The organism is Paucibacter sp. XJ19-41 (assembly GCF_028462495.1).
Taxonomy (GTDB): Bacteria; Pseudomonadota; Gammaproteobacteria; order Burkholderiales; family Burkholderiaceae_C; genus Roseateles_E.
This window is the reverse complement of record NZ_JAQOWX010000086.1, coordinates 1-26,044: the sequence shown is the minus strand read 5'-3', so window position 1 is coordinate 26,044 and position 26,044 is coordinate 1. Positions and strand designations below refer to the sequence as shown.

Genomic DNA, 26,044 nt, shown 5'->3' with positions numbered 1-26,044 from the left:
GCCGGCGTGTCGAAGTAGGCCGCCTGCAGGCGCTGGCGCCGTGCCGGCGGGTTGGCACCACCGGCCACCCAGCGCCGCAGCGCCTCGCGCCGGGCGGCCGGGACCTGGAATTTGAGTTCGATTTCGTTCATGGCTTGCTTGCTCGCTATTTGCTCGAATCATGCAACAAACAATCGACTGGCACGCTGTTTATCGATTGATTCGGCGCAAATACAGTTCATCCCATCGCAACACAGCTCCCCACAGGACACCCCATGAAGCATCTGCCCTCCTTCCTGAAGCACCTCGGCCTCGTCGCCGCCCTGGGCCTGTCGGCCGCGACCGCCGGCGCCCAAACCGAGCCCGCCCCGCTGGAGCTGAAGGTCATCAACCACGGCCCGGCCAGCTTCCATGTCAACTCGGTGCTGGTGCTGGGCGCCAAGGAAGCCCTGCTGCTGGACGCCGGTTTCACCCGCGCCGATGCGCTGCGGGTGGCCGCCGCCGTGCTGGACAGCGGCAAGACCCTGTCCACCATCTATGTCTCGGCCGCCGACCCCGACTATTACTTCGGGCTGGAAGTGCTAAAGCAGGAATTCCCGGCCGCCCGCATCGTCACCGCCGCACCGACGCTGAAGAAGATCGAGGCCTCGCTGCCGACCAAGCTCAAGGTCTGGGGTCCGCGCCTGGGCGCCAATGCGCCGCGCCAGCCGGTGATTCCCGAGCTGATGAGCGGCACCACGCTGAGCCTGGAAGGCCGGACCCTGGAGGTGCGTGGCCTCTCCGACGCGCTGGCGCACCGCAGCTATGTCTGGATCCCCTCGCTGAAGGCCGTGGTCGGCGGCGTCAACAGCTTCGGCGGCCTGCATGCCTGGACGGCCGACACCCAGAGCGTCGCCGAGCGCGCCGCCTGGGTCGCCAAGATCGACGAGCAGCTCGCGCTGCAGCCGGCCGTGGTCGTGCCCGGCCATATGCTTCCCGGCACGGCGCAGGATGCCTCGGTGCTGCGCTACACCCGCGACTATCTGCAGCGCTTCGAGACCGAGCTGCCGCGCGCCGCCAACGCCGCTGCGCTGATCACGACGATGCAGGCCGCCTATCCGCAGGCCGGCCTGGGCATCGCGCTGGACATCGGCGCCAAAGTCAACAAAGGCGAGATGAAATGGTGAGCGGGAGCGGCGCTGCCCTGCTGCACTACGTCTATGACCCGCTGTGCGGCTGGTGCTACGGCGCCGCGCCGCTGGTCCATGCGGCCAGCGAGCTGGCCGGCTTGCGCTTGCATGGCGGCGGCATGTTTGCCGGCGCCGCCCGGCGGCCGGTGACGCCCGAGCTGCGCGCCTATGTCGGCCCGCACGACCGGCGCATCGCCGAGCTCAGCGGCCAGCCCTTCGGCAGCGCCTATACCGACGGCCTGCTGAGGGATCCGGACGCGATGCTGGATTCCGAACCGCCCATCACTGCCGTGCTGGCTGCCACCGAGCTGGCCGGTGCCCACGCGGCGCTGGCCCTGCTGGAGCGAGCCCAGCGGGCCCACTACGTCGAAGGCCGGCGCATCGCCGAGCCCGGCGTGCTGCGCAGCCTGGCGGTCGAGCTGGGGCTGGACGGCCCGGCCTTCGACGCCGCCTACCAGCGGCAGGCCGGCCCGGCCACCCAAGCCCATCTGCAGGCCTCGCGCCAGCTGCTGCAGCAATCCGGCGGCCAGGGCTTTCCGACCCTGCTGCTGCAGAACGCAGACGGCCGCACCCGCCGACTGGACATCGGCCGCTTCCATGGCCAGCGCCTGGCCTGGCTGGCGTATCTGCGGCAGGCGCTGCAGGGCTGAGGCTCCCCCGCGCCCCTCCCGGCTTGACCGGGCCGGGCCGGCGGGCGCAGCATCGCGCCATGCCGGCCCTCCCCGCCTCCGCCCCGCCCTGGCGCGATGCCAAGCGCTGGTGGTGGCTGCTGTCACCGGCGCTGCCGGGCCTGATCTGGCTGAACCTGCTGCGCTTTGTCGAGACCGGACAGGTCTTCTGGCTGTGGCTGTCGCCGGCCGTGATGTATGGGCTGATTCCCTTGCTGGACGCGCTGCTGGGCCCCGATCGCAGCAGCCCGCCGGAGTCGGCGGTGCCGGGTCTTGAGCGCCAGCTCTGGTACCGCGCCATCGTCGTCGCCTTCGTGCCGCTGCAGTACGGCATGACGATTTACGGCGCCTGGATCGCCGCGAGCCAGGCGCTGACACCGCTGGGCTGGATAGGCCTGATCCTCAGCGTCGGCGGCATCAACGGCATCGCGATCAACACCGCCCATGAGCTGGGCCACAAACATCCGGCCTGGGAGCGCTGGCTGGCGCGCATCGCGCTGGCGCCGGTCGCCTACGGGCATTTCTATATCGAGCACAACCGCGGCCACCACCGCCGCGTCGCCACGCCCGAAGACCCGGCCAGCGCGCGTCTGGGCGAGAGCTTCTGGGTCTTTCTGCCGCGCACGATGGGGGGCAGCCTGCGGTCGGCCTGGGCGCTGGAACGCGCCCGCCTGGCCGGCCGGGGCCTGGGCGTCTGGCATTGGCGCAATGAATGCCTGCAGGCCTGGGCGATGACAGCGCTGCTCTACGGCGTGCTGGCCGCCTGGCTGGGCCCGGGCGTGCTGGCCTTCCTGGCGGTTCAGGCCTTTTACGGCGCCTCGCTGCTGGAGGTCGTCAACTACATCGAGCACTACGGCTTGCTGCGCCCGCCCGGGCCGGACGGCCGGCCGCTACGCTGCCGGCCCGAGCACTCGTGGAATTCCAGCCACCGGGTGTCCAACCTCTTTCTCTACCAGTTGCAGCGCCACAGCGACCACCATGCGAACCCGGCACGCCGCTACCAGGCGCTGCGCCATGTCGAGCAGGCGCCGCAGCTGCCCTCCGGCTATGCGGCCATGCTGCTGCTGGCCTATCTGCCGCCGCTGTGGTTTCGGGTGATGGATGAACGGGTGATGCGCCACTATGGCGGCGTGCTGGAGCGGGCCAATCTGCAGCCGGGCCGCGAGGCGGCGCTGCGCTCGCGCTTTCCTCAGCCGCCCTTGGCCACCTTGGCGAAGAAGTCGTAGATCGCCTGATCGCCCATCTGGCGCGCATTCGAGAGCTCACCAGCCTTGGTGGCATAGATCGGTTTGCCCTCGGACGACAGCAGGGCCACCGCCGGGATGCCCTTCTTCAGCACCACGCCATAGGCTTCGGCGATATCGGTGTTCTTCGTGAAACGGCCCACATCGACCTTGACCACCCGGAAATTCTGGGCCATCAGCGCTGCGGCAGCGCCGCTCTTGAACGCCATGTCCAACACCTTGCAGTCGCCGCACCAGTTGGCGCCAAACACCACCAACACCGGCAGCTTGGCGCGCTGCGCCTCGGCCAGCGTCGTGGCGATCTCGGTCTTGGCGTCGGCCGCCTCGTCATAAGGGCCGGGGCTGGCCATGGCCACCGAGGCGGCGGCCAGCAGGATCAGGGCAAGGGTCTTGCGCAAGATGGGTTCTCCTCGAGAGGTGGCGCCGAGAATATCAGGGCCGCAGCAGCTCCAGCCGCAACTCGCCGGTGTCGGTACGCCCCACCTGGCGCCAGCCGCGCCGCTCATAAAAGCCCAGCGCACGCGTGCCCGGCCCGGTGGTCAGCCACAGGATGTCCAGGCCCTGGGCCCACAGCCAGTCGATCATGGCCTCGTGCAGCCGTGCGCCATAGCCCCGGCCCTCGGCTTCGGGGGCGACGAACAAGGCCCAGATATTGCCGGTCTGCGCATTGCCGATCGCGAAAGCCTGCACCACGCCGGCCTCGTCCTCGACCACCCAGCCGCGCCCCGTGACCTCGATCTCGGCGCGCACCTCCTCGTCGCTGATGCGTCCCGGCGCCAGCGTGTTCTCGCGCACCGCGTAGCGCACCCGCCACAGCGCCGGAATGTCCGATACGAGCGCCTGGCGCAGCGATCCGGTGTTCGCGCTCATTGGCACTCCTGCATCAGGGGTCGGGTCTTGCTCATGGGCTGGCGGCAGCGAAACGATGCCCGATGGTGCGGGACGGCCGGGCCGGTGTAAAGCCCGGCGAACAAGGTCTTGCGCCGCCGGCCGGCTTCAGGCCACGGCCGATCTCTAGAACAGCCGGTACCAGAACAGCGCCAGTTCGTCGGCGGCGCCCGGCAGGGCCCGGTACAGGCCGCCGTCAAAGCCCATCAGCACAAAGCCGCAGCGCTCATACAGACGGCAGGCGGCAACATTGCTGTCCTGGGTTTCCAGCATCAGGCCGGCCAGGCCCTCGGCCCGGGCCCAGGCGACGGCATCGCTGATCAGCGCGGTGGCCGCGCCCGAGCGGCGCCAGGCCCTGTCGACCACCAGGTTGTCGATCACCGCCAGGCCGTTCCAGCCGCGCGACAGATCGATGCGACCGATCGCCTGCTCGCCGCTGTAGGCAAGCCGTATCAGGTCCGACGGCCCATCGTCCGGCTCGTCGGCATAGGATTTCTCGTAAGCCTGTTCAAGCGCCTGTATCCGGTAACCGAGCCGGCCGTCCTGCAGACTCGGCACCAGTCTTTGCGAGACGCGAAAACTGCCATCGAACTGCAGGGCGGCCTCGGGCGCCTCGTGGCTCACCGTGATGATGCGCAGCATCGAATTCATCTCTTGTCGCTCGGCAGTCAAAAACGTGGGTCCAGCAGCGCCGGCAGCACCAGCTCCTTGACGAAGGACGCATCCGACAGGCTCAGCAGCGCCCGGGTCAGCAGCAACACATCATGCACTGGCACCAGCTGGCCCGCGCCACGCGCGGCCGCCTCGGCCACCGGTCGGTCCAGTGCGTCCTCGGTATTGAGATAGCCCAGCTGCAGGCAGGTGACGGCCAGGCGCTGTGCCCGGAAGCCCTCGCGCAAGGCCTCGGCAATGCCACGCAGCGCATGTTTGGAGGCGCCGAAGCTCACCTCGGGTCGGCCGCTGCCGGGCAGGCCCGAGGTGGAGCCGGTCAGGATGATGTGGGGCTTGGCCGCGCTCAGCAGCCGGGGCAGCAGACGCTTGAGCAAAAGGATGGCCGCGACCGTGTTGGTGTTCAGCAGCTCAATCAGCGCTGCGTCCTCGTCGGCCAGGAAGTCGTAGTCCTCGCCGAAGGCACGCGACTCCCAGAGCCCCAGGTTGTAGATGATCACGTCCAGCGCCGCCGGGCACTGGGCCTCGATCGCATCGACCGCCGCGCGCGGATCGGACAGATCGGCGACGATCCAGTCCTGCGTCACCCCAGGTCCCCCACTCAACGCCGCCGGCCGCGAGCGCGACACGCCGATCACGGTATCGCCGTCCTGACCCAGGCCCTCGACAAAGGCGCGCCCCAGCCCTTTGCTGGCGCCGACCACAAGAATTTTCATGCGGCGATTGTAGAAATCCCACCTCGCCGGACGGGCGACGGACGCACGGTCGTCGCCGCGACGCCCTACTGGGATATCAGCGTGTTCTGATCATGGACCAGCTTCCAACCGTCCGCCTCCTTGCTGAACACCAGGCTCAGCAGATAGCGCAGCCGGTACTCGGCGCCCTGCGCGTCCTTGTCGCGGTAATCCACCTCCAGCACCGCCACACCGGTGTGGGCGTTCGCGCTTGAACTGACGATGCGGTAGGACCAGTGCCAATCGCCGTCGGCCAGCCAAGCCCTCAGCGCCTTCCTGAAGTCGGCGCTCGAGACCGTGAGCCGGCCGTTGGGCCGCACAAAGCTCAGCGTCGGCGCGGTGGTGAGCGTGGCCTCGAAGGCGGCCCAGTCGCGGCGGTCGATCGCCGAGAGGTGCTCGCTCAGCGCCGCCTCGAAGGTCGCCGAGCCGGCCGGCGCCCAGCCCGGCAGCGCCAGCAGCAGGCCAGCGGCCAGACGGTGCCAGCAGCGCGATGTTCTGAGAGACCTCATGCGGACTGCGGCGGCGCCTGCGCCGGCAGCGACAGCTGGTTCTCGGGCGATCCCGGGATGGTGGGCAGCTCGGCCAGCCAGGGCATGGCCGAGTGCTGCCAGATCTGCACGGCGGGCTTGAGCTGGGCGCGTTGCTCGACGCAGCCCAGGCGGATGATGACCGAGGCCGGGTTCTCGAGTGCGCTGCCATAGAGCGGCGTGCCGCACTCCGGACAGAAGACCTGGGCGCGGCGCGCGCCGCTCTGCGCCACTTTGACATAGGTCCTGGGCTGGCCGCGCAGCACGAAGCTGGCGATGGGCGCGGCCACCACGGCGCGCAGCGGCGCGCCGGACAGGACCTGGCAGTCCGCGCAGTGGCAGATCATCACCCGCGAGGGATCGATCTCGGCGCTGAAGGAGATCGCGCCGCAGTGGCAGGCACCGTTGATATGCATCGGTGATGACCTTTCTCGCTACTTGGGCTGCCGCCCGTAGCGTATCGACTGGACCACGCCGGCCCGGAAGCGGACCGTGGCCATCAGATTGCCAGGCCCCCGGTCGTACAACCACTCCTCGATCGGCTGGCAGGGCACATGGGCCCCGGCGATCGGCGCCGGCACCGGATTGGCGGTGCCGGCGTAGTACACCGGTTCGCAATAGGCGTCGGAGAGCAGGGGCCGGCCGCATTTGTGCAGCACCGAGAGCTTGGAGTCGCCTTCCGCCGTGCTGGCCCCCTCGCAACGCAGGGATTCGGCCTGTGCACTGGGCACCGGGCCGACCAGCGAGAGGAAAAGGAGGATCAGGACGATGCGAGAAATACCCATGCTGTGCTCCCGGACAGGTTCTCAGGCCCCGCGCTTGGCCGCCTGCAGCGCCAGCGGCAGGTAGTCGGCCAGCCGCTTGCTCTGCAGATCGGACAGGGTGCGCAGCTTGATGTGCCGACGCCCCTTGCCCGCGCCTTCCAGATGACCGAAGACATCCGCGATGCCCGCGCCCCTGCCGAACTCGACCGAGACATGTGCTTGGTAGGCAAAGACGCCACAGAACTGAATACCCGATGAGAACAGGATGCCGCCGTACTTGAGCTCTTCCGCAAAAGGCTGGCACTGCGCCCTCACCAGGCCACGAACCGCTTCAACGATCTGATAGCGCTCTTCGCTGACAAGCCGGATGTCTTCCAGCAGGGTTTGCACAGATTTGTTGTTTGCCATCTCGGGATCCAGGAAAAGTTGAGTGACAGGGCTAGGCCAGGCCCGTCAGTTCGAACACCCCATCGGCGGCCGGCAGCTCGGTGGCCTCGTGCAAGGGCCGGCGCGCCCGGTCGAACCACAGTTCCAGCCGCCCCCCGCGCTGGCGCAGCAGCGCAAAGCCGTCGCCCGGAAAATCGGCCCAGGCACTGACCGTGCAGCGCAAGACCTGGCCCCCGGGGCCGGGGAAGGTGAAACTCTCGGGCGCGGCGAAGTCCTCGGCATTGGTCACCGCGAAGGGCCAGGGCGTGTAGAGCCCCGAGCTGTGGATGGAATGCAGCCGCACCGGCGCCGGCTCGTCGGCCACCGCCTCGATGCAGGCGGAGACATGGCCCGAGCGATGCTCGTCGCCGGACAGGAAGACCACATCCTGGGCCTGCTGCGCCCACAGCTCGCCGAGCAGCCAGTGCAGCGTGGCCGGATAGCCGCACCAGGCATCGGAGCGCAGCGCGCTGGCCGGATGCTCGGCACTGCTGCGACGGCGCGGCAGCAGCAGGGAGCCGCTGAGCACAAAGCGCGGCCGGCCTGGCGTGGCCGCCAGCCAGGCGCTCAAGGCCTCGCGCTGCGGCCGCTCCAGCAGCTGGGCCTCGGCCAGCAGGTCGACACGGCGCGGCCCGCGCTCGGTGCGCGAGTCGGCCATGAAAAAGGCCGCACCGCGCCAGTCGAAGCTGTGCCAGAACAGGCCATGCGGCGCACGCCGGGTCGGCGCGGCGTCCCAGCGATGGGTCCAGGCGGCCTGGGTGGCGCGCTTGAAGAAGCGGCCCGCATCACGGCCGCCTGGTGAGGCGGGATCGGCGACCGGCTCCCAGTTGTCCTGGATCTCGTGATCGTCGGGCATGTGGACGATGCGCTCCAGGCTGGACGGCAGATGCCGCATCAGGCCGGCCTTGAAGTGCTGATAGGGCAAGGCGTGCCGCTCCACGCTGTTGACCGGGTCGAAGAAGCCGCCGCTGGCATCGGCATAGACCTGGTCGCCGGCCAGCAGCAGCAGCGAGACCTCGGCGCCGGCCGCCGGGCCGCGCGTGAAGGCAAGCAGGCGCGCCAGCGAGGCCTCGGCGGGGCTGGCCAGGGACGGGTTCTGCTCGGCGCCGGGGCTGCGGTCCAGCAGGCCCGGCGGGTACTGGCAGGCGGCCAACACCAGGCTCAGGCCCTCGCCCGCCTGATCGCCAGCCGGCCGGCGCAGCAGGGCATGGCGCAGCTCAAGCGCCGGCACCGCCAGCGCCTCGGCCAGGCTGCGCGCGATCGCCGCGTCGGCATCGACATCGTCGGGCTCCAGATGGCCCTCGTGGCTTTGCGCACGCAGATCGGCATAGACCAGCAGGCACAGCAGGCCGGCGTCGGGAGCGTCCGGCAGCCAGGCCAGCGGCAGCTCGCTGCGCAGCGGCGTGCCGGGGTCGCCGGACTCCGGCCTCACAAAGGGCAGCCGGTGCGCCGGCCCGAGCGCCTGGGCGCCGTGCGCCTCGCTCCAGCGCACCGGCAGCCAAGCCCAGCAGCGCGGCCAGCCGAGCTCGGGGCGCAACTGGGTCAGCACATGCAGATGGATGCCGTCATCGGCGGCCGCGCGCTCCAGGCGCGTCAGCGGCGGAAAGGCGCAGAAGGTCTTGGACTCGAAGCGGCGCAGATCCACGTCAGTCTTCCTTCAGGAAAGCGATGATGTGCGGAAACACCCGGGTGCCGGCATGGCGGCCGATCAGGCAGTCCTGGTGGCCATGGCCGGCAATCATCCGGTAGCGGTAACGGCCGGGGGCCAGGTGTTGATACAGATCGGCGGTCAGCTCGCCGCTCTCGCTTTGGCACAGGCCGTTGTCCTGGCCGTGCACCGACAGCACCGGGAAGGCCTGCAGCAGGGCCAGGCTCTTGGCCATATCGTCCAGATAGAGGCTGGCGCCGGCCCAGTCGGTGATCTCGTTGCTGCGCGCGAAGTTGATGGCCTGGGCCACCGTGTCCATATTCAGCGGGCCGAAATGGTCGTCGATGTAGTCAAACACAGGCTGGTCGACATTGGCAATCGCGAAGTCGCGGCCGTACAGCAGGTCCATGCGGTGGCGGGTCGCGGTCCAGGGTGTCTTGCGCAGGCTCGGGAACGGCGGGTTCTCGATATCGAACTCCTCGTCGGGATAGGGCAGGCTGGCCAGCAGCCGGTCAATCAGCTGGTCCATCAGGCCCTGCGGCCCCTCCGGTCTGAACGCGAAGTCCTGCAGCGGCAAATAGGGCCGCAGATACTGCATCATGAAGGCGCGCAAGGTATTGGTCGGCGAGAAGATCATCTTCGGCGTGACCTGGGAGATCACCAGCCGGCGGATGCTCTGGCGCAGCCGGCTGCGCAGCGCATAAAAGTGCTCGAAGGGCTGCTCGCGCTCCTCCAGCAGAGCCATGTGCAGCATCACCGAGCCCATGCAATGGGCCAGCACATCGAGCTGCAGCTGGCCGGTGGCGCGCAGCACATGGTCGACCGCCAGCGGGATGTCGTTGAACGCCGCCTCCTCGAAGGTCCAGGGCAGGGTCGCCGTGGGCATGCCGGCGCTGGTGCGCATGTCCAGCAGCCAGACGTCATAACCCTGGTCCCACAGCAGCTTGGCCGGGCCGGGCTGCACCGAGTGGTGGGCAAAGGTGGTGCCGCTGGCGCTGTAGCCATGCAGCATCAGCACCGGCCGCGCACCGGGCCAGGCCGCGCGGTAGCGGGTCAGGCGCAGCATGACTGGCGTCTGGTCCTGCACGGCGACCTCGCTCGTGATGGGCTGGCGGCTCAGCCCCGCCTCGCCGCGCCGGCCGGCGGCCAGCTCCTGGATCTCGGGCAGCGGCAGGCCCGGCACCGCGCCGGGCAGGCGCTCGATCACGCGCGGCGGTGGCGCATCGGGCTTGCGGAAGCTCCAGACATGGATGCCAATCATCAGCCGCGCGACAAAGGCCAGCAACGAGCCGATATCGCGGATCGCGCTGGGCGAGTCCTGCGCCTGGGTCAGGCGCAGCAGCGGCACGCGCTGGCGCGCCAGGTAGAACAGGTCCAGTTCGAGCTCGGCCTGCGGGGCATGGCCGACCGGCAGGAAGGGCCCGCTCTCCAGCCGCATCCGGCTCAGCTGCTTCCAGGGATTGCCGCGCCGCGTGTAGCTGATGCGCTTGGCGCCATGCAAGGCGAGCCCGGCCAGGCCGGCGGCCCAGGGCGGCGTGGCCCCGGCCTCGCCGAGCCGCAGGCGGTACTCCATCAGTCGAACCTCGCCGCCATGGCTGGCCAGCGCGCGGGCATTGCGCCACTGCTCGCGCGCCCACTGCCACAGCGGGCGCGGCGCGCGCTCGGGCGCGCGGTTCTGGCTCAGCCGCTCCAGCAGGGCCTGGCCGGCATCGCGCCAGCCGCGGTTGAGGAACCAGGCGCGCAAGGCATTGCAGCGCCGGGTGCGCGCGGCCAGCGGCAGGCGGTGGAAGATGAGCAGCTCGGCGCTGGCCAGCGGCGCCACCCACAGCGCGTCGGCGTCGCTGCGCTCGGCATGCATCCACAGCTTGCCCTGGCCAGTCTGTCCATTGGCCGGGCTGCCGGCCTTGACCACCATCCAGCGGCCCGGCGAATCGGGATCGGGCTGGGCCTCGAACAGGCGCAGCCGGCTCTCGCCGCCCGGTCGGGTCCTGAGCCGCCGCCCGGGGCCGGCGCGCAGCAGTTGCTGCACGGCCACCGGCTCGAACACCAGGGTCAACTCCATGCAGACCACGCCCGAACCCGGCGCGCCGGGCAGGCGCACAAAGCCGCTCATGCGCTCACGGAACTCGGCCATGGTCGGCAGCTGGGGCCGGACCTTGTCGGCCGGCACCTGCCGGTAGACCGGGCGCGGCCCCGGCTTTAGCAGGGCCAGGTCTTGCCCTGGCAGCCCCCATTGCCGCATCAGCGCCTCCAGCGCACGCAGCGCCAGCGCGGTGATGGTCAGCGCCGGATTGATGCCCAGCGCGCTGGGCACGATGGCGCCGTCCAGCACCACCAGATCCTCGTAGACCACGGCACCGGCCCGGCCGCGGTAGACCTGACCCCATTCGTTGACCACGCCCAGCGCGGCATGGTCGGCCATCGCGCAGCCGCCCAGCGGGTGCACGGTCAGCATGGGCCCGCGCGCGCCGCCCAGCAGATGTTCCAGATCGGGCGGCAGCAGCCGCCACAGCGGATTGGCCAGCAAGCGCGCGCCCTGGGTCCGCAGCCGTGCGTCCAGCCAGGCATGGCGCGCGGCCACCCGCGCATCGTCCTTCAGCTCGGGCCAGTGCACCGAGGCCAGGCCCTCGCCCAAAGCGCCGGGCTCAAGCAGGCGCAGCTGGCCCTGGGCGCTGTCCAGGCCCATGATGGCCAGCGGCAGCATGCGCGCCGTGGCCTCGGGGCGGACCGTGTAGGGATCGTCGAACTCGATATCGGCGCCATGGTGGCTGTCGTCGGGGCGGGCCAGGCCGTCCAGGCAATCGGCCAGTGCGAAGCTCTCCTCCCAGGCCCAGCGCAGCGCGCCGGGAATGGCCAGGTCTTGCACAACGAAGTCTTGCTCATCACGCACATCGAGCATCGCGGTAATCGTCGGGCCGACGCCGCGCGCGTTCGGCGCCTGGGTTTCGTCGGCCACCGCATCCAGCGCCTGCGGGGCCTGCACGGCAGCGGCCAGCACATCGCCGTTGCCGGAAAACTGATGACCCAGCCGGTCCGACAGGGCCAGGCCGGCGGCGCGCGAGCGCAGCAGGATCTCGGTCGAGCCCAGGCTGCCGGCCGCCAGCACGACACGGCGGGCGCGCAGCGCGAAGGGTTCGAGCTGGCGGCGGCGCAGGAACTCGTCGGTGTGGTTGACCCGCACGGTCCAGCCACCCGCTTGCAGGCGCTCCAGCCGCAGCACGCTGGCGCCGCTGATCAGGCGCACGCCGCGCTGCCGGGCCTGCAACAGCAGATTGGTGTCCAGCGACGCTTTGGCGCCATGGTTGCAGCCGGTCGCGCAGTCGCCGCAGGCGATGCAGCGGTTCAGATCCAGGCCGGCCGGGCTTTGCGGCTGCTCGTCCAGCGCCACCGTGATCGCCGGCCGGCGCGTGGCCGCGTCGCCAAGCTGCTGCAGCCACAGCGCGCGCTTCGGGCGATAGCTGGCCAGCCGGTCTATCGTGTTGGGCCGCCCCGCGCCGTCCAGGCTGCCCAGCAGGCGCCCGGCACGCTCGTACCAGGCCCTCATCTGCTCAGGGTCCTGGCGCAGCGCCTGCGGCCAGGGCGATTGGCTGAACACCTCGGGCCGCGCCGGCTCCATCACGCCGGCATTGATCAGCGAACCGCCACCCAGGCCGTTGGCCAGCACGACGTTGACATCGGGACCCAGGCGCAGATCGAACAGCCCTTCCCAGCGTCCGNGGCTCCATCACGCCGGCATTGATCAGCGAACCGCCACCCAGGCCGTTGGCCAGCACGACGTTGACATCGGGACCCAGGCGCAGATCGAACAGCCCTTCCCAGCGTCCGGACGGCGTCGCGGCGGCCGGTGTCGCAAAGCGCACATGGCCGGGCAGATCGGCCATGCGCTCGGGGAACTGACCGGCCAGATATTCGCGGCCGCGCTCCAGCACGACGATGCGCTGACCCGGGCAGCGCGACAGCTCGGCGGCCGCGGCCGCGCCACCATAGCCGCTGCCGACGATCAGCACATCGACATCGAAGCCATCCTCGGCGCGCGGCTGCTGCTGCAACTCATGCAGCAGGATCTCCAGCCCTTCGGACAGCCAGCGGCGCGCGATCTCAGGTGGCGGGGCTGGCGGCGCCCCGGGCTTGTCCTTGGCCTGCTGCTGCATCTCTGACTCTCCCTCGTTCCGCCATGGCCGCCTCGATGGCGGTCACCAGTTGTTCTGCCGATACCGGCTTGTGCAATAAGGTCAGGCCCGCCTCGTGGGCCTCGCGCAGGCGCTCGGGCGCGGTGTCGCCGCTGATCAGGATGGCCGGCAGCCCCGGCACCGCCGAGCGCAGCGAGCGCGCGGCGGCAATGCCGTCGTCGCCGCCGCGCAGGCGCAGATCGGCCAGCAGCAGATCGGGCGGGTTGCTGAGGCTCTTGACCATCGCTTCACGGGTGCCGCCGGCCAGCACCACCTCGCAGCCATAGCCGGCCAGCAGGGTCTGCATCGCCAGGCGCACCGGCTCCTCGTCGTCGATCACCAGCACGCGCAGGTTCAAGAGGCTTTGCGCCGCCGCGGTCTGCGCCGTGGCCGGCATGGCCTGCGACTCGGCCGCCGCGATGCTGAGGCTGAAGCAAGACCCGACCCCCAGCTTGGAGTCGACGGCCAGATGCAGGTCCAGCAGATCGACCAGGCGGCTGACGATGGACAGGCCCAGGCCCAGGCCCTTGGCGCGGTCGCGCTCGGGATTGCCGACCTGGTAGAACTCCTCGAAGATATGCGCCATCTCGGCCTCGGCGATGCCGGCGCCGCTGTCATGCACCGCGACGCGCCACAGCTCGCCCTGGCGCTCGGCCGTGATGCGCACGCCGCCAGCCTGGGTGTACTTGATCGCGTTGTCGATCAGATTGCGCACCACCCGCTCCAACAGCATCGGGTCGCTCTCGACATAGGCGCCGCCCGGGCAGTCCAGGCTCAGGCTCAGCCCCTTGCGGGTGGCGGCCGGTGCGAACTCCTGCTGCAGCCGCGCCAGCCAGCTCGACAGCGAGAACACCTCGTTCGTGACCTGCACCACCTGGGCATCGAGCTTGGAGATGTCCAGCAGCGCGTCCATCTGCGAGGCCAGCGAGCGCAGCGCGGTGTTCATGTGCTTGGCGATGTCGGCGCTGGCGGCGTCCAGCGGCCGCATCGTCAGCGCCGCGCCGAACAGCGACAGCGTGTGCATGGGCTGGCGCAGGTCATGGCTGGCCGAGGCGAAGAAGCGGGTCTTGGCGCGGATCGCCGACTCGGCCTGCTGCAGCGCCAGACGCAGCTGCTGATTGCTCTTGAGCTGCTGGGCGCGGATCGTGACCGACTCGACAAAGACCCGGTAGGCGTCGCGGGCCAGGCTCACCAGAATCCAGCCAAAGCCCAGGATCAACGCCCCCAGCACCAGCTCGATCCAGGTCACCGCATGGACGCCGCCGCCGCCGCTGACCCAGGCCAGCGCATTGGCCAGCGTGACCGGGCCGATGAAGACCAGCAGCACCGGCAGGTAGCCGGCGGTGGTCGCCACCGAGCCGGCGCACAGGCCCAGCAGCACAATGGTCTGCACCATGCGCTGGTAGTCCGACAGATAGGGCGCGAAGGCCAGCGAGGCGCTGAACACCACGCCGTTGAGCGCGCTCAAGCCCACCGCCCATTGCAGGCGCCGGCGCACCGGCACCTCGCTGAGTTGCGGCAGCCGCCCCAGCGCCCACCAACGCAGCGCCAGCACCGCAAACACCAGGGCCACCCACAGGCCGGAGAACCAGGGCGAGACCTTGTCGCCGGCCATCAGCGCGATCACCACCGCCGACAGGCCGACCGGATAAGGCACACGCCGGCCCTGCTGGGCCAGCAGCTGCAGCAGCGCGTCGTCGACGCCGACCTGCTCGGGCGCCCGCTCAATCGCCATGGGCGAGCTCCTGATGCCAGTGCGGCAGGCCGGGCCAGCCCTGGGCGGCCAGCAGATACAGGGCCTGGACCCGGTCGCTGACCCCCAGCCGCGCCCACAGCGCCGCGATATCGGCCCGCAGGCCGGTCAGGCTGCGCCCCAGCCGCGCCATCTGCACCGGCTCGGGCAGGCCTTGCAGCAGCAGCTGCAGCAGGCGGCGCTCGGCCGGCGCCAGCTCGGGCGCGCTGGCCGGCTTGGCGCTCAGCAGCATGGGCGGCAGATAGACGCCCAGATCCAGCACCTGCTGCAGCGCCTGCATGCTGCTGCTCGGGTCTATCGTGCCGGGCAGGTAGCCGGCGGCGCCGGCGGCCAGCGCCTCGCGCATCAATTCAGCGTCGGGCACGTCCGACAGCGCCACCAGCACCGCGCCGGCAAAGCGCTGGCGGAGCAGCGGCAGCGCCGCGCAGCGCGCGGGGCCGCTGCAGCCCAGCTTGACCAGGATCAGGTCGGGCTCGTGCTCGAAGGCGGCCGGCAACTGCTCGACGCCGGCCAGCTCCTCCAGCCGGGCGCTCGGGCGCAGCACCTGCAGCAAGACCCGCAAGCCCTGTCGGAACAGTGCTTGGTCAGCGATGATGAGGATGCGCATTCGGTTCGGTCCCTGTCAACGATTCGGCGTGCCGCCTTGTTCTGATTTTTTCGCACGCCGCGCACCATACCACCGGCCCGAGGCCGAGCACAGCGGGCGACTACCGGGCCGGACCGCGCAGCAGGGCTTCGAACTGATCGGCCGGCATCGCCCGATGGAACAGCCAGCCCTGCGCGTCGCCGGCACCCAGGTCCAGCAGGATCTGGCGCTGCACCTCGTTCTCGACGCCCTCGGCCGTCAGCGCCAGCTTCAGGCTGTGGGCCAGTGTGACGATGGTCTGCACGATGGCATGGCTGTCGCTGTCGGGCGTCAGGTCGGCGACGAAGCAGCGGTCGATCTTGAGCCGGTCCAGCGGCAGCGTCTTCAGCTGCCCCAGCGAGGAGTAGCCGGTGCCGAAATCGTCCAGCGCGATATGCACGCCCAGCGCCCGCAGCTCGACCAGCATATGGCGCAGCGCCAGCGTGTTGCCGAACAGGCTCTCGGTGACCTCGATCTCCAGGCAGCCGGGATCCAGCCGGTGGCGCTGCAAGGCCTCGCGCACCAGCGCCGGAACATCGTCCTGCTCGAACTGCCGCACCGACACATTGACCGCCAGCCGCAGTCCCGGTTGCAGGGTCTGCCAGGCCGCCGCCTGCGCGCAGGCCTGGTCCAGCACCCAGGCGCCGATGGGCACGATCAGGCCGGTGGTCTCGGCCACCGGGATGAAGCGGTTGGGAGCCACCGCGCCGAGCACCGGATGCTGCCAGCGCAGCAAGGCCTCGGCACCGAGGATTCGGCCGCTGCGCATCTCGACCACCGGCTGCCAGTGCAGCAGCAGCTCGCGGCGCTCCAGCGCCTGGCGCAGGCCCTGCTCGATGCGCAGCTGCTCGCTGGCCTCCTCGGCCTGCGAATGTTCGTACAAGGCCGCACGGTTGCGGCCGCGCGACTTGGCCTCGTACATCGCCGCATCGGCCGCCTTCAGCAGGGCCTGCGGGCTGGCGACATGCTCGGGCCACAAGGCCACACCGGCGCTGGCCGTGACACAGACCACCTGCGACTGCAGCGAGACCGGCTTGGCGATGGCCTCCAGCAGCTTGGCCGCCAGCGCCAGCGCATCGGCCGCGCGCGTGGCCTGGCTCATCAGCACGACGAACTCGTCGCCGCCCAGCCGGATCGCGACATCCTCGCGGCGCAGCAGGCTTTGCAGGCGTGCGGCCAGCGACTTCAGCAGCTCGTCGCCGCAGTCATGCCCGAGCGTGTCGTTGATGGTCTTGAAACCGTCCAGGTCGATGAAGATCAGGCCCAGCGGCATGCCGCCCGCCACGATATGGGCCTGCAAGGCCTCTTGCAGATGCAGGCGGTTGCCCAGGCCGGTCAGCGGATCGTGCAGGGCCAGATGCTGCAGCTTGAACTGAGCATCGCGGATCTCGCTGATGTCGGAGAAGCTCAGCACATGGTGGCTGGCCTGGCCCTGGGCGTCGAGCACCGCGCACAGATGCTCCAGCGCCGGGAAGGTGCTGCCGTCGCGCCGCATGCAGGTGACCTCGCCCTGGCGCTGCCCGCGCTCCGGCCTGTGATCGCCACGGCGGCGGGCATACAGAAAACCCTCCGGGCAGCGCCCCTGCACCTCGGCCTCGGCCCAGCCGGTCATCGCGCTGAAGGCCGGGTTGCAGCTGAGCACGCGGCAGTCGGCGTCGAGGAAGAGAATCGCCTCGTCGGTGGCGTCGAACACCACCAGCGCCTGGCGCAGCCGCGTCTCGCTCTCGATGCGTTCGGTGACATCGCGCAGCATGCCCATCACCAGGCCCTCGGCCTCGAAGCGGCGCGCATGGATCTCCATCCAGCGCGGCGCGCCCGTCCCGGCCTGCCAGCGGCACACCATGTCCATCGGCCGGCCCTGCTGCAGCAGCTCGTCCAGCGCCTGCCCCGCCGGTGGGTCCAGGCGCTGGCGCAGCTCGGCGAGGCTCAGGGTCTGGCCCAGCGGCGCCAGCTCGCTGCCCAGGCCATGGCCGCTCCAGCGCAGCGCGCCGCCGCCGGCGCTCTCCAGCTCCAGCACCGACAGGCGGGCCGACTCCAGCGCCAGCAGCAGCCGGCGCTCGGCCTTCTCGGTCTTGATCTCCTCGCGGCGCCGCGCCATCGCCATGCAGACGGTGGCATTGAGCTCGCGCAGCTCGAAAGGCTTGAGCAGATAGCCATAGGGCGCGGCCAGCGCCGCGCGCTTGAGGGTCTCCGGTTCACCATAGGCGGTCAGAAAGATCACCGGCACGGCCAGCAGTTCGCGGATCTGGCGCGCCGCATCGATGCCGTCGCTGCCCTGGTCCAGATGGATGTCCATCAGCACCAGATCCGGGGAGGTCGAACTGGCCAGCCTGACCGCCTCGGGCTCGTTGGCCGCAATGCCCACCACCTCGAAGCCCAGCTGCTCCAGTCCGCTGCGCAGGTCCAGCGCGACGATGCGCTCGTCTTCGACGATCTGCACCCGCAGCGGCCGCTCGATGGCATCAAACATCATGGACTCCCTTGATCGTGTCCTGTTCCAGATGCAGGCCGACGCAGGTGCCGGCCCCGCGCCGCAGGGCCAGCCGTGCCCGCGCCTGCTCGGCCAGCAGGGGCAGCAGCTGCAGCCCCAGACCGCGCCCCTGGCCCGGCTCCAGCCCCTCGGGCAGGCCGATGCCATCGTCCAGCACCTCCAGCACCGCAAGCCCGTCGCCGGGCGCCGCGCCGGCCCGCAGCCGGATGCAGACCAGGCCGGCACGGCCGTCCGGGAAGGCATGCTTGATCGCATTCGTGACCAGCTCGTTGACCAGCAGCCCGCAGGGGATGGCCTGCTGCAGCTCCATGCTGAAGCCGCGGTCCGGCGCGTCGACCTCCAGGCGCAGCTTGCTGCCGCCGCCCAGATAGGTGTCGCGCAGCAGGCTGCCGAGCCGGCGCAGATAGGGACCCAGCTCCAGCGCGCTGAAGTCGCGCCGCTCGAACAGCAGCTGGTGCATCAAGGCCATCGAGCGCACGCGGCTCTGGCTGTCGCGCAGCGCCGCCTGCACGCCGGGCTCGGCATTGCGCGACTGCAGGTTCAGCAGGCTGGAGATGACCTGCAGATTGTTCTTGACGCGGTGATGCACCTCGTTGAGCAGCACGGTCTTCTCGGCCAGCGCGCGCTCGATCTCGGTCTGGGCGGCGCGCCGGTCGGTGACATCGCTGATGGTGGCCAGTACCTGCTGGCCCTCGCTGCCGGGCAACGGGTTCAGGCCGATCTCGACCGCGAACTCGCTGCCATCCTTCTTGCGCGCATACAACTCCTGGCGCTTGGCCATATAACGCAGCGCCGGTGCGCGCATGAAACCCGCTACATGGCCGACATGGACCTCGCGCTGGCGCTCCGGCACCAGCTGATGCACGGCCAGGCCGGCCAGCTCGTAGCGGCTGTAGCCGAACATGCCGGCCATGCTCTCGTTGGCCAGCAGCACCCGGCCGCCGGCGTCGATCAAGGCCATGCCGACGGTGGCGCCCTCGAAGACGCGCCGGAAGCGGTCCTCGCTGGCCTGCAGCGCCTGCTCGCTGGCACGCCGCGCGCTGATGTCCATGCCGGACGGCACCAGATGGGTGACGCGGCCCTGGTCATCGAACAGCGGGGCCAGCATGAAGTCCACCGCCATGCGGCTGTCGCCGGCCATGCGGGCGACCACATCGCGGCGCACGGTTTCGCCGGCGGCGGCGCGCTTCACCGCCTCGCGCATCCAGGCCTGCAGCTCGGCATCGTGGGTCCACCAGGGCGTGTCCCAGAACGGCAGGCCGCGCACCTGCTCCAGCGCAATGCCGCCGGCCTCCAGCGGCGCGCGATTGGCCTCCAGCAGAGCGCCCTCGGGGCTGAGTACGCCGACAAAGACAAACAGGCCATCGAGCACGCGGCGCAGGTGCTGCTCGCCGGCGGTCTTGACCCGGCGCTCCAGCGTCAGGTTCAACGCCTGCACCAGCACACCCTGCACCGCACCATCGCGACCGGTGATCGGCAGATAGCTGGCCTCCCACTCGGACAGCTCGCCCGGCAGGCTGGGCACCTCGGCCAGGATGCGCAGGCCCCGCTTGGCCTGCCCGGTTTCCAGCACCTCGCGCAGCAGCGGCAGCAGCGTGGCGGCGGCCTCGGGCAGCACCTCGGCGACGCTGCGCCCCAGATGCTGGGCCACGCTGGGGCCGTTGGCCTCGGCGAGCACACGGTTGATGCGGTGATAGCGCAGCCCGCTGTCCAGCACCGCCAGCCCTATCGGCGCCTCGCTGCCCAGCAGAACGTCCAGGGCCGACGCGCCAAGCGCGGCGGCCGACTGCTCGTCAACCATGGTGCCTCCCTAAGGCATGCTTTGCAGCCTTATAACAAGGCTGGCCGCAAATTGCACGCAGGGGCGGCGGGGCGCACAAATAACTATGCCGGCAAGCCAAAACCCTTGCGGGTCTTGCCATGCCGGCATAGCACTCCTCCCCTCGATCAGCACGCTGAGGTCCAGGCAGCGAGTGATCAAGGAGCAGTATCTGATTCCGCCCCCGGCGCGACTATCCCCCTCAAGAGGGAGATCGGCTCGCAGCCCGCACTCAGGCGATCACCAGGCGCGCCGGCCGGCGCGCCTGGCGCAGCAGATCTTCCAGCAGGCACAGGTAATAGCCCAGCGGCGGCGTGCGCTTGCCCGGGTGCTTGGCCAGATCGTCCCAGCGCCGCAGCTGCAGCGCCGCGCTGGCAAGGGGCTGGGCCAGGAAGATCAGGCGCTCCTCGGGTCGCATGCGGCCACCCTGCAAGGCCAGGCTGTGGCGCGAGGCCGGCGACAGGCCCTGCTCGTAGCGCTCGTCGGTGCTGACCAGGAAACGCTTGGCCTGCACATGCAGACGGATCGGCTCCAGCACCTCGGGGCCGAAGCCGGTGGCCAGCAGGCCCAGCGCGCGGATCTCGTGCTGGTCGTCGCACAGATCGTCGCTCGGCCCGCCGTCCAGCAACTGACCCAGATCGTGCAACAGGGCCGCCGCGACCAAGGCCTGGTCGGCATGCGCCCACTCGGCGAGCTGCGCACATTGCAAGGCATGCTCCAGCGCGCTGACACTCTCGCGGCGCTCTCCGTCGTAGGCACAAGCGCCCCGGCGCATGAACAAGGCTTCGATCTTGGCGATCAGGTCCATCGCGGACTCCCTGCGAAAAACTACAGCAGCCGCCATCTTGCGCAGCGGGCGTGACCGGCGCATGACGCAACCATTCAAAATCACTGAACCCTAGCCTCAAGAGGCATGAACCGCCCTCCCGCTCTGGGCATGCAAACTCCATCCCAAGCTCCCAGACTGAACCGCCATGCCAACAAGCTCACGCCATGCCACACCACCGGCCCGCTACAACGGGCTGGCGATCGCCTTCCACTGGCTGCGGGCCCTGGCCATCGTCGGCGCTTTCGGGGTCGGCCTCTATATGGTCGATCAACCTTTTTCAATGAGCCGACTCAAGCTCTACAACTGGCACAAATGGGCTGGCGTGACGATTCTGAGCCTGTCGGCGCTGCGTCTGCTGTGGCGCCTGCTGCGCCCGGCCCCGGCCGATCTGCCGGCCCCGGCCTGGCAGCGCCGCGCCTCACACTGGGTGCATGGCCTGCTCTATGTCTTGTTCTTCGCGGTGCCCCTGGCCGGCTGGGCCTACAGCTCGGCGGCCGGTTTCCCCATCGTCTGGTTCGGCCTGCTGCCGCTGCCCGATTTCGTTGCCCCCGACAAGGCCCTGGCCGAGACCCTGAAGCAAATCCACAAGCTGCTGGCCTATGGCTTGGCGGCCCTGGTCGTGGCCCATGTGGCGGCCGCGCTGAAGCACCAGTTCCTCGACAAGGATGGCCTGCTGTTGCGCATGCTGCCCGCCCGTTCCTGAACCCCACCCAGAATCCCCAACCATGCGAACCCTTACCACCGCCCTGATTTCCGTCGCTGCCGGCCTGCTCCTGCTGCAGGCGCCGCTGGCCCATGCCCAGGCCAAGCCCGCCCAGCTGCAGGCCGCTCAAAGCGAGCTGAGCTTCACCAGCCGCCAGATGGGCGTGCCGGTCGAGGGTCGTTTCAAGCGCTTCGAGGCCCAGCTGAATTTCGACCCGAAGAAGCCCGAGACCGGCAAGGTCGGCTTCACGATCGACCTGGCCAGCGTCTCGCTGGGCGCGCCCGAGCTGGAGAGCGAGCTGGCCACGGCGCCCTGGTTCGACAGCAAGACGAGGCCGCAGGCCAGCTTCCAGCGCCCGGCCGTCAAGGCCGCCGGCGCGGGTAAGTTCGAGGTGGCCGGCAAGCTGACGCTGAAGGGCCAGACGCGCGACATCGTCGTGCCGATCACGCTGGCCCAGGCCGGCGCGCTGTCCACCGCGACCGGCGGCTTCATCCTGAAGCGCCTGGAGTTCAAGGTCGGCGACGGCGAGTGGAGCGACACCTCCATCGTCGCCAATGACGTGCAGATCAAGTTCAAGCTGGTTTTCAACGGCGTCGCGCCGCTCTGAGGCCCTCAGTTCCCCCACCCTTGCAACCGGAAATCCCATGAAAAAAGCCCTGTTCGCCGCCGCCGTGCTGGCCCTGTCCTCGCTGTCCCAGGCCGAACCCGTCAAGTACGCGATCGACCCGACGCACACCTTCGCCACCTTCGAGATCGGCCATTTCGGCGTCTCGACCAACCGCGGCCGCTTCGACAAGAAGGAAGGCTCGGTCACGCTGGACCGCGCCGCCAAGACCGGCAAGGTCGAGCTGACCCTGGACATCAGCTCGATCAACACCGGCACCGCGCCGTTCAACAAGCATCTGCTGAGCGACGACATCTTCGCGGCCGAGAAGTTCCCGACCGCCACCTTTGTCGGCGACAAGTTCACGTTCAACGGCGACAAGGTCAGCGAAGTGGCCGGCCAGCTGACGCTCAAGGGCAAGACCGGCCCGGTGACGCTGAAGGCCAGCAACTTCGGCTGCTACGACAGCCCGATGCTCAAGCGCGAGGTCTGCGGCGGCGATTTCGAGACCACCATCGACCGCACCCAGTGGGGCGTCGACTACGGCCTGGCCTGGGGCTTCCCGAAGAACGTCAAGCTGGTGATCCAGGTCGAGGCGATCAAGCAGTAAGCCAGGTACATCCGGCAACATCTGTTGCCGGCCGCTAGCGGCGCCCTGTGACAAGATGCCACTTCGCAAGAACTGCGGGTTCCCCCTAAGAGGGGACAGCCAAATACTGGGGAGTTCCCTAGCATGGCCGCGGTCAAAAAGCAGAGGGGGATCCAAATGTTTCAGCAACGGGGCGTTCAATTCGCGGTCATCTTGATGGTGCTGCTGCTTCTTTTCGTCCAGTCCATGTTCTAGCGCGAGGGCGCAGCCGCATCCCGTCAAGGCCCCTGGCTCACCCCAGGGGCCTTGTTCTTTGTCGGGCCGGCATCACCGACTGTCACGGCCCGGTGCAGTTCAGCCCTTCGTCGCGGCACCGCATCGCAGCGCCATCGGCGCCTGCGCGCGGCTTGCGTACAGTGCGGAGCATCAAAAGGTCCACCGATGAACGCTCCTCCCGTCCCCCCACCGCCGCCCGCCGTCAGCGCGCCCACGCCCTACGCCCGTTGGCAAGCCATCTCGTCGGCGCTGATGCGCGGCTTCCATGTCTATGCCAACTGGCTGGTCGGCATCAGCTGGAAGCGCTTTGCCGTGCTGGCGGTGCTGCTGCTGATCGGCACCAATGTGCTGCAGAGCCTGCCGCCGTTCACCTGGCGCATCACCGAGCATGTCGAGGAAACGGCGCCACGCCGCGTACGAGCCAAGCCGCCCGCGGCCCCGGCGCCGCCGGCCGCACCGGTCGAACTGGCCAAGCCGGCGCCGCTGCCCGCCAGCTCGCCCGAAGGCATACGCTACGACGTGACGATAGACGAGCGCGGTGTGCGGGTGATCCCGCGGGTGGCCAGCCGGCCGGCCTCCGGCGCCTCGGCGGCCGAGTCCGGTATCGATCCCAGCCTGCCCTCGATCGACATCAAGCTGCCTCAGTCGGTCAGCCGGGACGATGTGCGCGAGGCGGTGCAGGAGGCCAAGGAAACGCTGCAGCAGGCCGCCCGCGATGCCCAGCAGGCGGTGCGCGACGCCCAGCAGGCCCAGCGCGATGCGGCCGAAGCCGCCCGCGAGGCGCTGAGCAACGAGGCCGACGGGGAGCCCCGGGTGCGCATCCGCACCGTGCGGCTGGGCGACTTCCTGCAGGAGCTGGCGGTATTCCTGGTCGTCGCCTCGGCCATCATCAAGATCACCTACAAGGGCCGCATCCAGGCCGAGGTCAAGGCGGCGGCGGCCACCGAGACGGCCGAGGCCGAGTCGCTGAAGCGCCAGGTCGTCGAGGCGCGGATGGCGGCGATGCAGGCCCAGGTGGAACCGCACTTCCTGTTCAACACCCTGGCCTCGATCGACCACCTGATCGAGACCGATCCGCCGCGCGCCTCGCAGATGCAGAAGAACCTGATCGCGCTGCTGCGCGCCTCGATGCCGACGATGCGCGAGGCCAATGCCAATGGCGGGCGCGACCTGGGCCGCGAGCTGGCCGTGATCCGGCCCTATCTGGAGATCCTGAAGGTGCGCATGGAAGAGCGGCTGCAGACCGAGATCGATGTGCCCGAGGGCCTGCTGTCGGCCGAATTCCCGTCGATGATGATCCAGGGCCTGGTCGAGAACGCGATCAAGCATGGGCTGGAGCCCAAGGCCGAGGGCGGCAAGCTGAGCGTCAGGGCCGAGATCGTGCACGGCAAGCTGGCCGTCACGGTGGCCGACACGGGCCTGGGCTTCGGCCGCGCCGCCACCGCCGGCACCGGCGTGGGCCTGGCCAATATCCGCGAGCGCCTGATGCTGCTGCACGGCCACCGGGCCGGCGTCACCGTCAGCGAGAACCAGCCCTCGGGTACGGTCGTCACGATCACCGTGCCTTATGCCACCTCGCGCAAGCACAGCGATGAAGGAGCCACCGCATGAAGCGCTTTTTCCAATGGATGCTCTTGATGAGCCTGCTGCTGGTGCTGCTGGCCGGGGCCGGCGGCTTCTTCCTCTGGCAGGAGTTCGCCGCCCACCCGGGCGTCAGCGTCAGCATCAACGGCCAGGACCTGGGGCTCGACGAGCTGCATGCTGCACATTGGGGCAGCCTGATGCTCGGCGGCCTGATCGTCACGCTGGTGCTGCTGGTCGTGCTGCCACTGGCCCTGGTGCTGGGCCTGGGGCTGCCGCTGCTGATCGTCGCCGGCCTGCTGGGCCTGGCGCTGCTGGCCTTGCTCAGCATGGGCGGCCTGCTGCTGTCGCCGCTGCTCTTGCTGGGCCTGCTGCTGTGGCTGATGCTGCGCCGCACCCCGGACAAACCCGGAGCCGGCCGCGCTCGCCCCAACCCTTAGCATGGCGGCCATGAGCGAAACCCCCAACTCCCCCCGCGTGCGCGCCGTGCTGGCCGACGATGAACGATTGATGCGCGAGCAGCTGCGCAGCCGGCTGCTGGAAGTCTGGCCCGATCTGGACATCGTCGCCGAGGCCAAAAACGGCCTCGAAGCCGTCGAACTGGTGCGCGAGCACAAGCCCGATCTGGTCTTTCTGGACATCCGCATGCCGGGCCTGACCGGCGTCGATGCGGCGCGCCAGATCGCCCAGCTGCCCGATGCCGGCGACGACGACAGCTGGCTGGTGCCCGAGATCGTCTTCATCACCGCCTACGACCAGTACGCGGTCGAGGCCTTCGAGCAGGGCGTGGCCGACTATGTGCTCAAGCCCGCCGAGCGCGAACGCCTGACGGTGACGGTGCAGCGCATCAAAAAACGCCTGGCCTTGCGCGAGGACACCGAGGCCGCGCCGGACAACAAGGCCAGCGCGCCGCTGCAGCAGCTGCTGCACAAGCTCTCGGCCCAGCTGAATCCGGGCGGTGCACCCAGCTATCTGCAGTGGATACAGGCCACCGTCGGCCAGGCCATCCAGATGATCCCGGTCGAGGAGGTGCTGTTCTTCATCAGCGACGAGAAGTACACCCGGGTGCAGACCGCCACACTCGAAGCCCTGATACGCAAGCCGATCAAGGAGCTGGTCGACGAGCTCGACCCGGCGCTGTTCTGGCAGATCCACCGCTCGACCCTGGTCAATGTGAAGGCCATCGCCGGCGTCACCCGCGACTTCCGCGGCCGCCAGCTGGTCGGCGTCAAGGGCAATAACGAGAAACTGGAAGTCAGCCGCAGCTACACGCATCTTTTCAAGGGCATGTGAGACGGCCGGCGGCGCTTGACATCAAGTTAACTTGAGCTTTTATCGTGGTGCTCCGTTCGACACCACGAGAACACTCATGACCGAAACCGATGCCGCCCTCGCCACGCTGCACGAACTGCTCGACGACGGGCTGGGGCTGAACCCCGAGTACGAAGACCAGCTCAGCTCGCACCTGCCGATGGCGCTGGACGCGCTGCAGGACCTGGGGGCCGACGGCGCACGCCTGCACGAGTTCCGGCGGCGCTATGGCGCAAAGCTGAGCAGCCTGCCCCCGGCGCTCCCACTCGGCACGCCGCGGCCCGCCGCCTTCGGCCGCATCGCGGACTACCCGGCCTGGCTGGCTCACTACCGCACAGCACTGCTCGACATCGGCCGCGACGCGCTGCTGCGCCGCGAGCTGCCGGCGCTGATGCAGGGCTGTGGCGGCGCGGCCTTTCATGGCCTGATACGCGCCGGCCACGCGCTGCGCCACGGTCACCCGGGCGAGCTGGCCGCCGCGCTGGCCTACTGGGCCAGCCGCCATATGTCACTGGTGCCACTGGCGCCGCTGGCGGCCCAGCCCGGCGCGCCGCTGCCGCTGGGCGACTGGCTGGCGG

At 69.6% G+C, this 26,044-nt stretch carries 26 protein-coding genes; 10 read left to right on the top strand and 16 right to left on the bottom strand.

Annotation, left to right across the window (positions count from 1 at the left end):
• Positions 1-254 precede the first annotated feature (254 nt).
• Genes PO768_RS20130 through PO768_RS20120 form a run of 3 tightly spaced genes read left to right on the top strand, consistent with a single transcriptional unit; the run spans position 255 to position 3,042 of the window.
• Entirely contained in the window at positions 255-1,145 is an 891-nt protein-coding gene (locus PO768_RS20130) for an MBL fold metallo-hydrolase (protein WP_272647477.1), read from the top strand.
• Positions 1,139-1,798, top strand: a complete 660-nt coding sequence (locus PO768_RS20125) for a DsbA family protein (RefSeq protein ID WP_272647476.1) — start codon at positions 1,139-1,141, stop codon at positions 1,796-1,798. Before PO768_RS20130 ends, PO768_RS20125 begins: the two co-directional genes overlap by 7 nt.
• Before the next feature lie 59 nt (positions 1,799-1,857).
• A complete protein-coding gene (locus tag PO768_RS20120; RefSeq protein WP_272647475.1) occupies positions 1,858-3,042 on the top strand; it encodes an alkane 1-monooxygenase in 1,185 nt (394 codons plus the stop codon).
• Here PO768_RS20120 and PO768_RS20115 read toward each other — a convergent pair.
• The 16 genes from PO768_RS20115 to PO768_RS20040 form a co-directional block, all read right to left on the bottom strand.
• Positions 3,006-3,458, bottom strand: coding sequence for a thioredoxin family protein (locus PO768_RS20115; RefSeq protein ID WP_269838342.1), 453 nt, complete (start codon positions 3,456-3,458; stop codon positions 3,006-3,008). The genes PO768_RS20120 and PO768_RS20115 overlap by 37 nt on opposite strands.
• Positions 3,459-3,492: 34 nt before the next feature.
• On the bottom strand, positions 3,493-3,930 hold the full coding sequence (locus tag PO768_RS20110) for a GNAT family N-acetyltransferase (RefSeq protein ID WP_272647474.1): 438 nt from the start codon (positions 3,928-3,930) through the stop codon (positions 3,493-3,495).
• Positions 3,931-4,074: 144 nt separating this feature from the next.
• Complete coding sequence (locus PO768_RS20105) at positions 4,075-4,599, bottom strand: GNAT family N-acetyltransferase (RefSeq protein ID WP_272647473.1); 525 nt, start codon at positions 4,597-4,599, stop codon at positions 4,075-4,077.
• 17 nt (positions 4,600-4,616) lie between these two features.
• Entirely contained in the window at positions 4,617-5,333 is a 717-nt protein-coding gene (locus PO768_RS20100; RefSeq protein WP_269838345.1) for an SDR family NAD(P)-dependent oxidoreductase, read from the bottom strand.
• A 65-nt stretch (positions 5,334-5,398) separates the two neighbouring features.
• Positions 5,399-5,860 carry a YybH family protein gene (locus PO768_RS20095; RefSeq protein WP_272647472.1) on the bottom strand — a complete coding sequence of 154 codons (462 nt, stop codon included), beginning with the start codon at positions 5,858-5,860 and terminating at the stop codon, positions 5,399-5,401.
• Positions 5,857-6,294: a GFA family protein gene (locus PO768_RS20090; protein ID WP_262971686.1), complete on the bottom strand. Its 438-nt coding sequence runs from the start codon at positions 6,292-6,294 to the stop codon at positions 5,857-5,859. The genes PO768_RS20095 and PO768_RS20090 overlap by 4 nt, the downstream gene beginning before the upstream one ends.
• An 18-nt stretch (positions 6,295-6,312) precedes the next feature.
• Positions 6,313-6,663: a DUF2845 domain-containing protein gene (locus tag PO768_RS20085; RefSeq protein ID WP_272647471.1), complete on the bottom strand. Its 351-nt coding sequence runs from the start codon at positions 6,661-6,663 to the stop codon at positions 6,313-6,315.
• A 21-nt stretch (positions 6,664-6,684) separates the two neighbouring features.
• Positions 6,685-7,050, bottom strand: coding sequence for a DUF1801 domain-containing protein (locus PO768_RS20080; RefSeq protein WP_269838349.1), 366 nt, complete (start codon positions 7,048-7,050; stop codon positions 6,685-6,687).
• Positions 7,051-7,081: 31 nt separating this feature from the next.
• Complete coding sequence (locus PO768_RS20075; RefSeq protein ID WP_272647470.1) at positions 7,082-8,713, bottom strand: alkaline phosphatase D family protein; 1,632 nt, start codon at positions 8,711-8,713, stop codon at positions 7,082-7,084.
• Between the two features lies 1 nt (position 8,714).
• Positions 8,715-12,380, bottom strand: a complete 3,666-nt coding sequence (locus PO768_RS20070; RefSeq protein WP_272647469.1) for an alpha/beta fold hydrolase — start codon at positions 12,378-12,380, stop codon at positions 8,715-8,717.
• On the bottom strand, positions 12,265-12,867 hold the full coding sequence (locus PO768_RS20065; protein WP_272647468.1) for an NAD(P)-binding protein: 603 nt from the start codon (positions 12,865-12,867) through the stop codon (positions 12,265-12,267). Before PO768_RS20065 ends, PO768_RS20070 begins: the two co-directional genes overlap by 116 nt.
• Positions 12,815-14,620: an ATP-binding response regulator gene (locus PO768_RS20060; RefSeq protein ID WP_272647467.1), complete on the bottom strand. Its 1,806-nt coding sequence runs from the start codon at positions 14,618-14,620 to the stop codon at positions 12,815-12,817. The genes PO768_RS20065 and PO768_RS20060 overlap by 53 nt, the downstream gene beginning before the upstream one ends.
• Positions 14,610-15,245: a hypothetical protein gene (locus PO768_RS20055; RefSeq protein WP_272647466.1), complete on the bottom strand. Its 636-nt coding sequence runs from the start codon at positions 15,243-15,245 to the stop codon at positions 14,610-14,612. The genes PO768_RS20060 and PO768_RS20055 overlap by 11 nt, the downstream gene beginning before the upstream one ends.
• Positions 15,246-15,345: 100 nt before the next feature.
• Positions 15,346-17,733: a two-component system response regulator gene (locus tag PO768_RS20050; protein ID WP_272647465.1), complete on the bottom strand. Its 2,388-nt coding sequence runs from the start codon at positions 17,731-17,733 to the stop codon at positions 15,346-15,348.
• Complete coding sequence (locus PO768_RS20045) at positions 17,726-19,555, bottom strand: PAS domain-containing protein (protein ID WP_272647464.1); 1,830 nt, start codon at positions 19,553-19,555, stop codon at positions 17,726-17,728. Before PO768_RS20045 ends, PO768_RS20050 begins: the two co-directional genes overlap by 8 nt.
• A 250-nt stretch (positions 19,556-19,805) precedes the next feature.
• Positions 19,806-20,381 (bottom strand): HD domain-containing protein, encoded by a 576-nt coding sequence (locus tag PO768_RS20040; protein WP_272647463.1) that lies wholly within the window; start codon positions 20,379-20,381, stop codon positions 19,806-19,808.
• A 166-nt stretch (positions 20,382-20,547) separates the two neighbouring features.
• Here PO768_RS20040 and PO768_RS20035 point away from each other — a divergent pair, with 166 nt between their 5' ends.
• The 7 genes from PO768_RS20035 to PO768_RS20005 all read left to right on the top strand — a co-directional run.
• A complete protein-coding gene (locus PO768_RS20035) occupies positions 20,548-21,105 on the top strand; it encodes a cytochrome b (protein ID WP_272647462.1) in 558 nt (185 codons plus the stop codon).
• Between the two features lie 22 nt (positions 21,106-21,127).
• Positions 21,128-21,712: a YceI family protein gene (locus PO768_RS20030; protein WP_272647461.1), complete on the top strand. Its 585-nt coding sequence runs from the start codon at positions 21,128-21,130 to the stop codon at positions 21,710-21,712.
• Positions 21,713-21,749: 37 nt separating this feature from the next.
• Positions 21,750-22,319 carry a YceI family protein gene (locus tag PO768_RS20025; protein WP_272647460.1) on the top strand — a complete coding sequence of 190 codons (570 nt, stop codon included), beginning with the start codon at positions 21,750-21,752 and terminating at the stop codon, positions 22,317-22,319.
• A gap of 420 nt (positions 22,320-22,739) precedes the next feature.
• Positions 22,740-24,185: a sensor histidine kinase gene (locus PO768_RS20020; protein ID WP_272647459.1), complete on the top strand. Its 1,446-nt coding sequence runs from the start codon at positions 22,740-22,742 to the stop codon at positions 24,183-24,185.
• Entirely contained in the window at positions 24,182-24,595 is a 414-nt protein-coding gene (locus PO768_RS20015; protein WP_272647458.1) for a hypothetical protein, read from the top strand. Before PO768_RS20020 ends, PO768_RS20015 begins: the two co-directional genes overlap by 4 nt.
• 10 nt (positions 24,596-24,605) lie before the next feature.
• Positions 24,606-25,448, top strand: coding sequence for a LytR/AlgR family response regulator transcription factor (locus tag PO768_RS20010; RefSeq protein ID WP_137942818.1), 843 nt, complete (start codon positions 24,606-24,608; stop codon positions 25,446-25,448).
• A gap of 76 nt (positions 25,449-25,524) precedes the next feature.
• On the top strand, positions 25,525-26,044 hold a 520-nt coding region (locus PO768_RS20005; RefSeq protein ID WP_272647457.1), incomplete at its 3' end, for a questin oxidase family protein.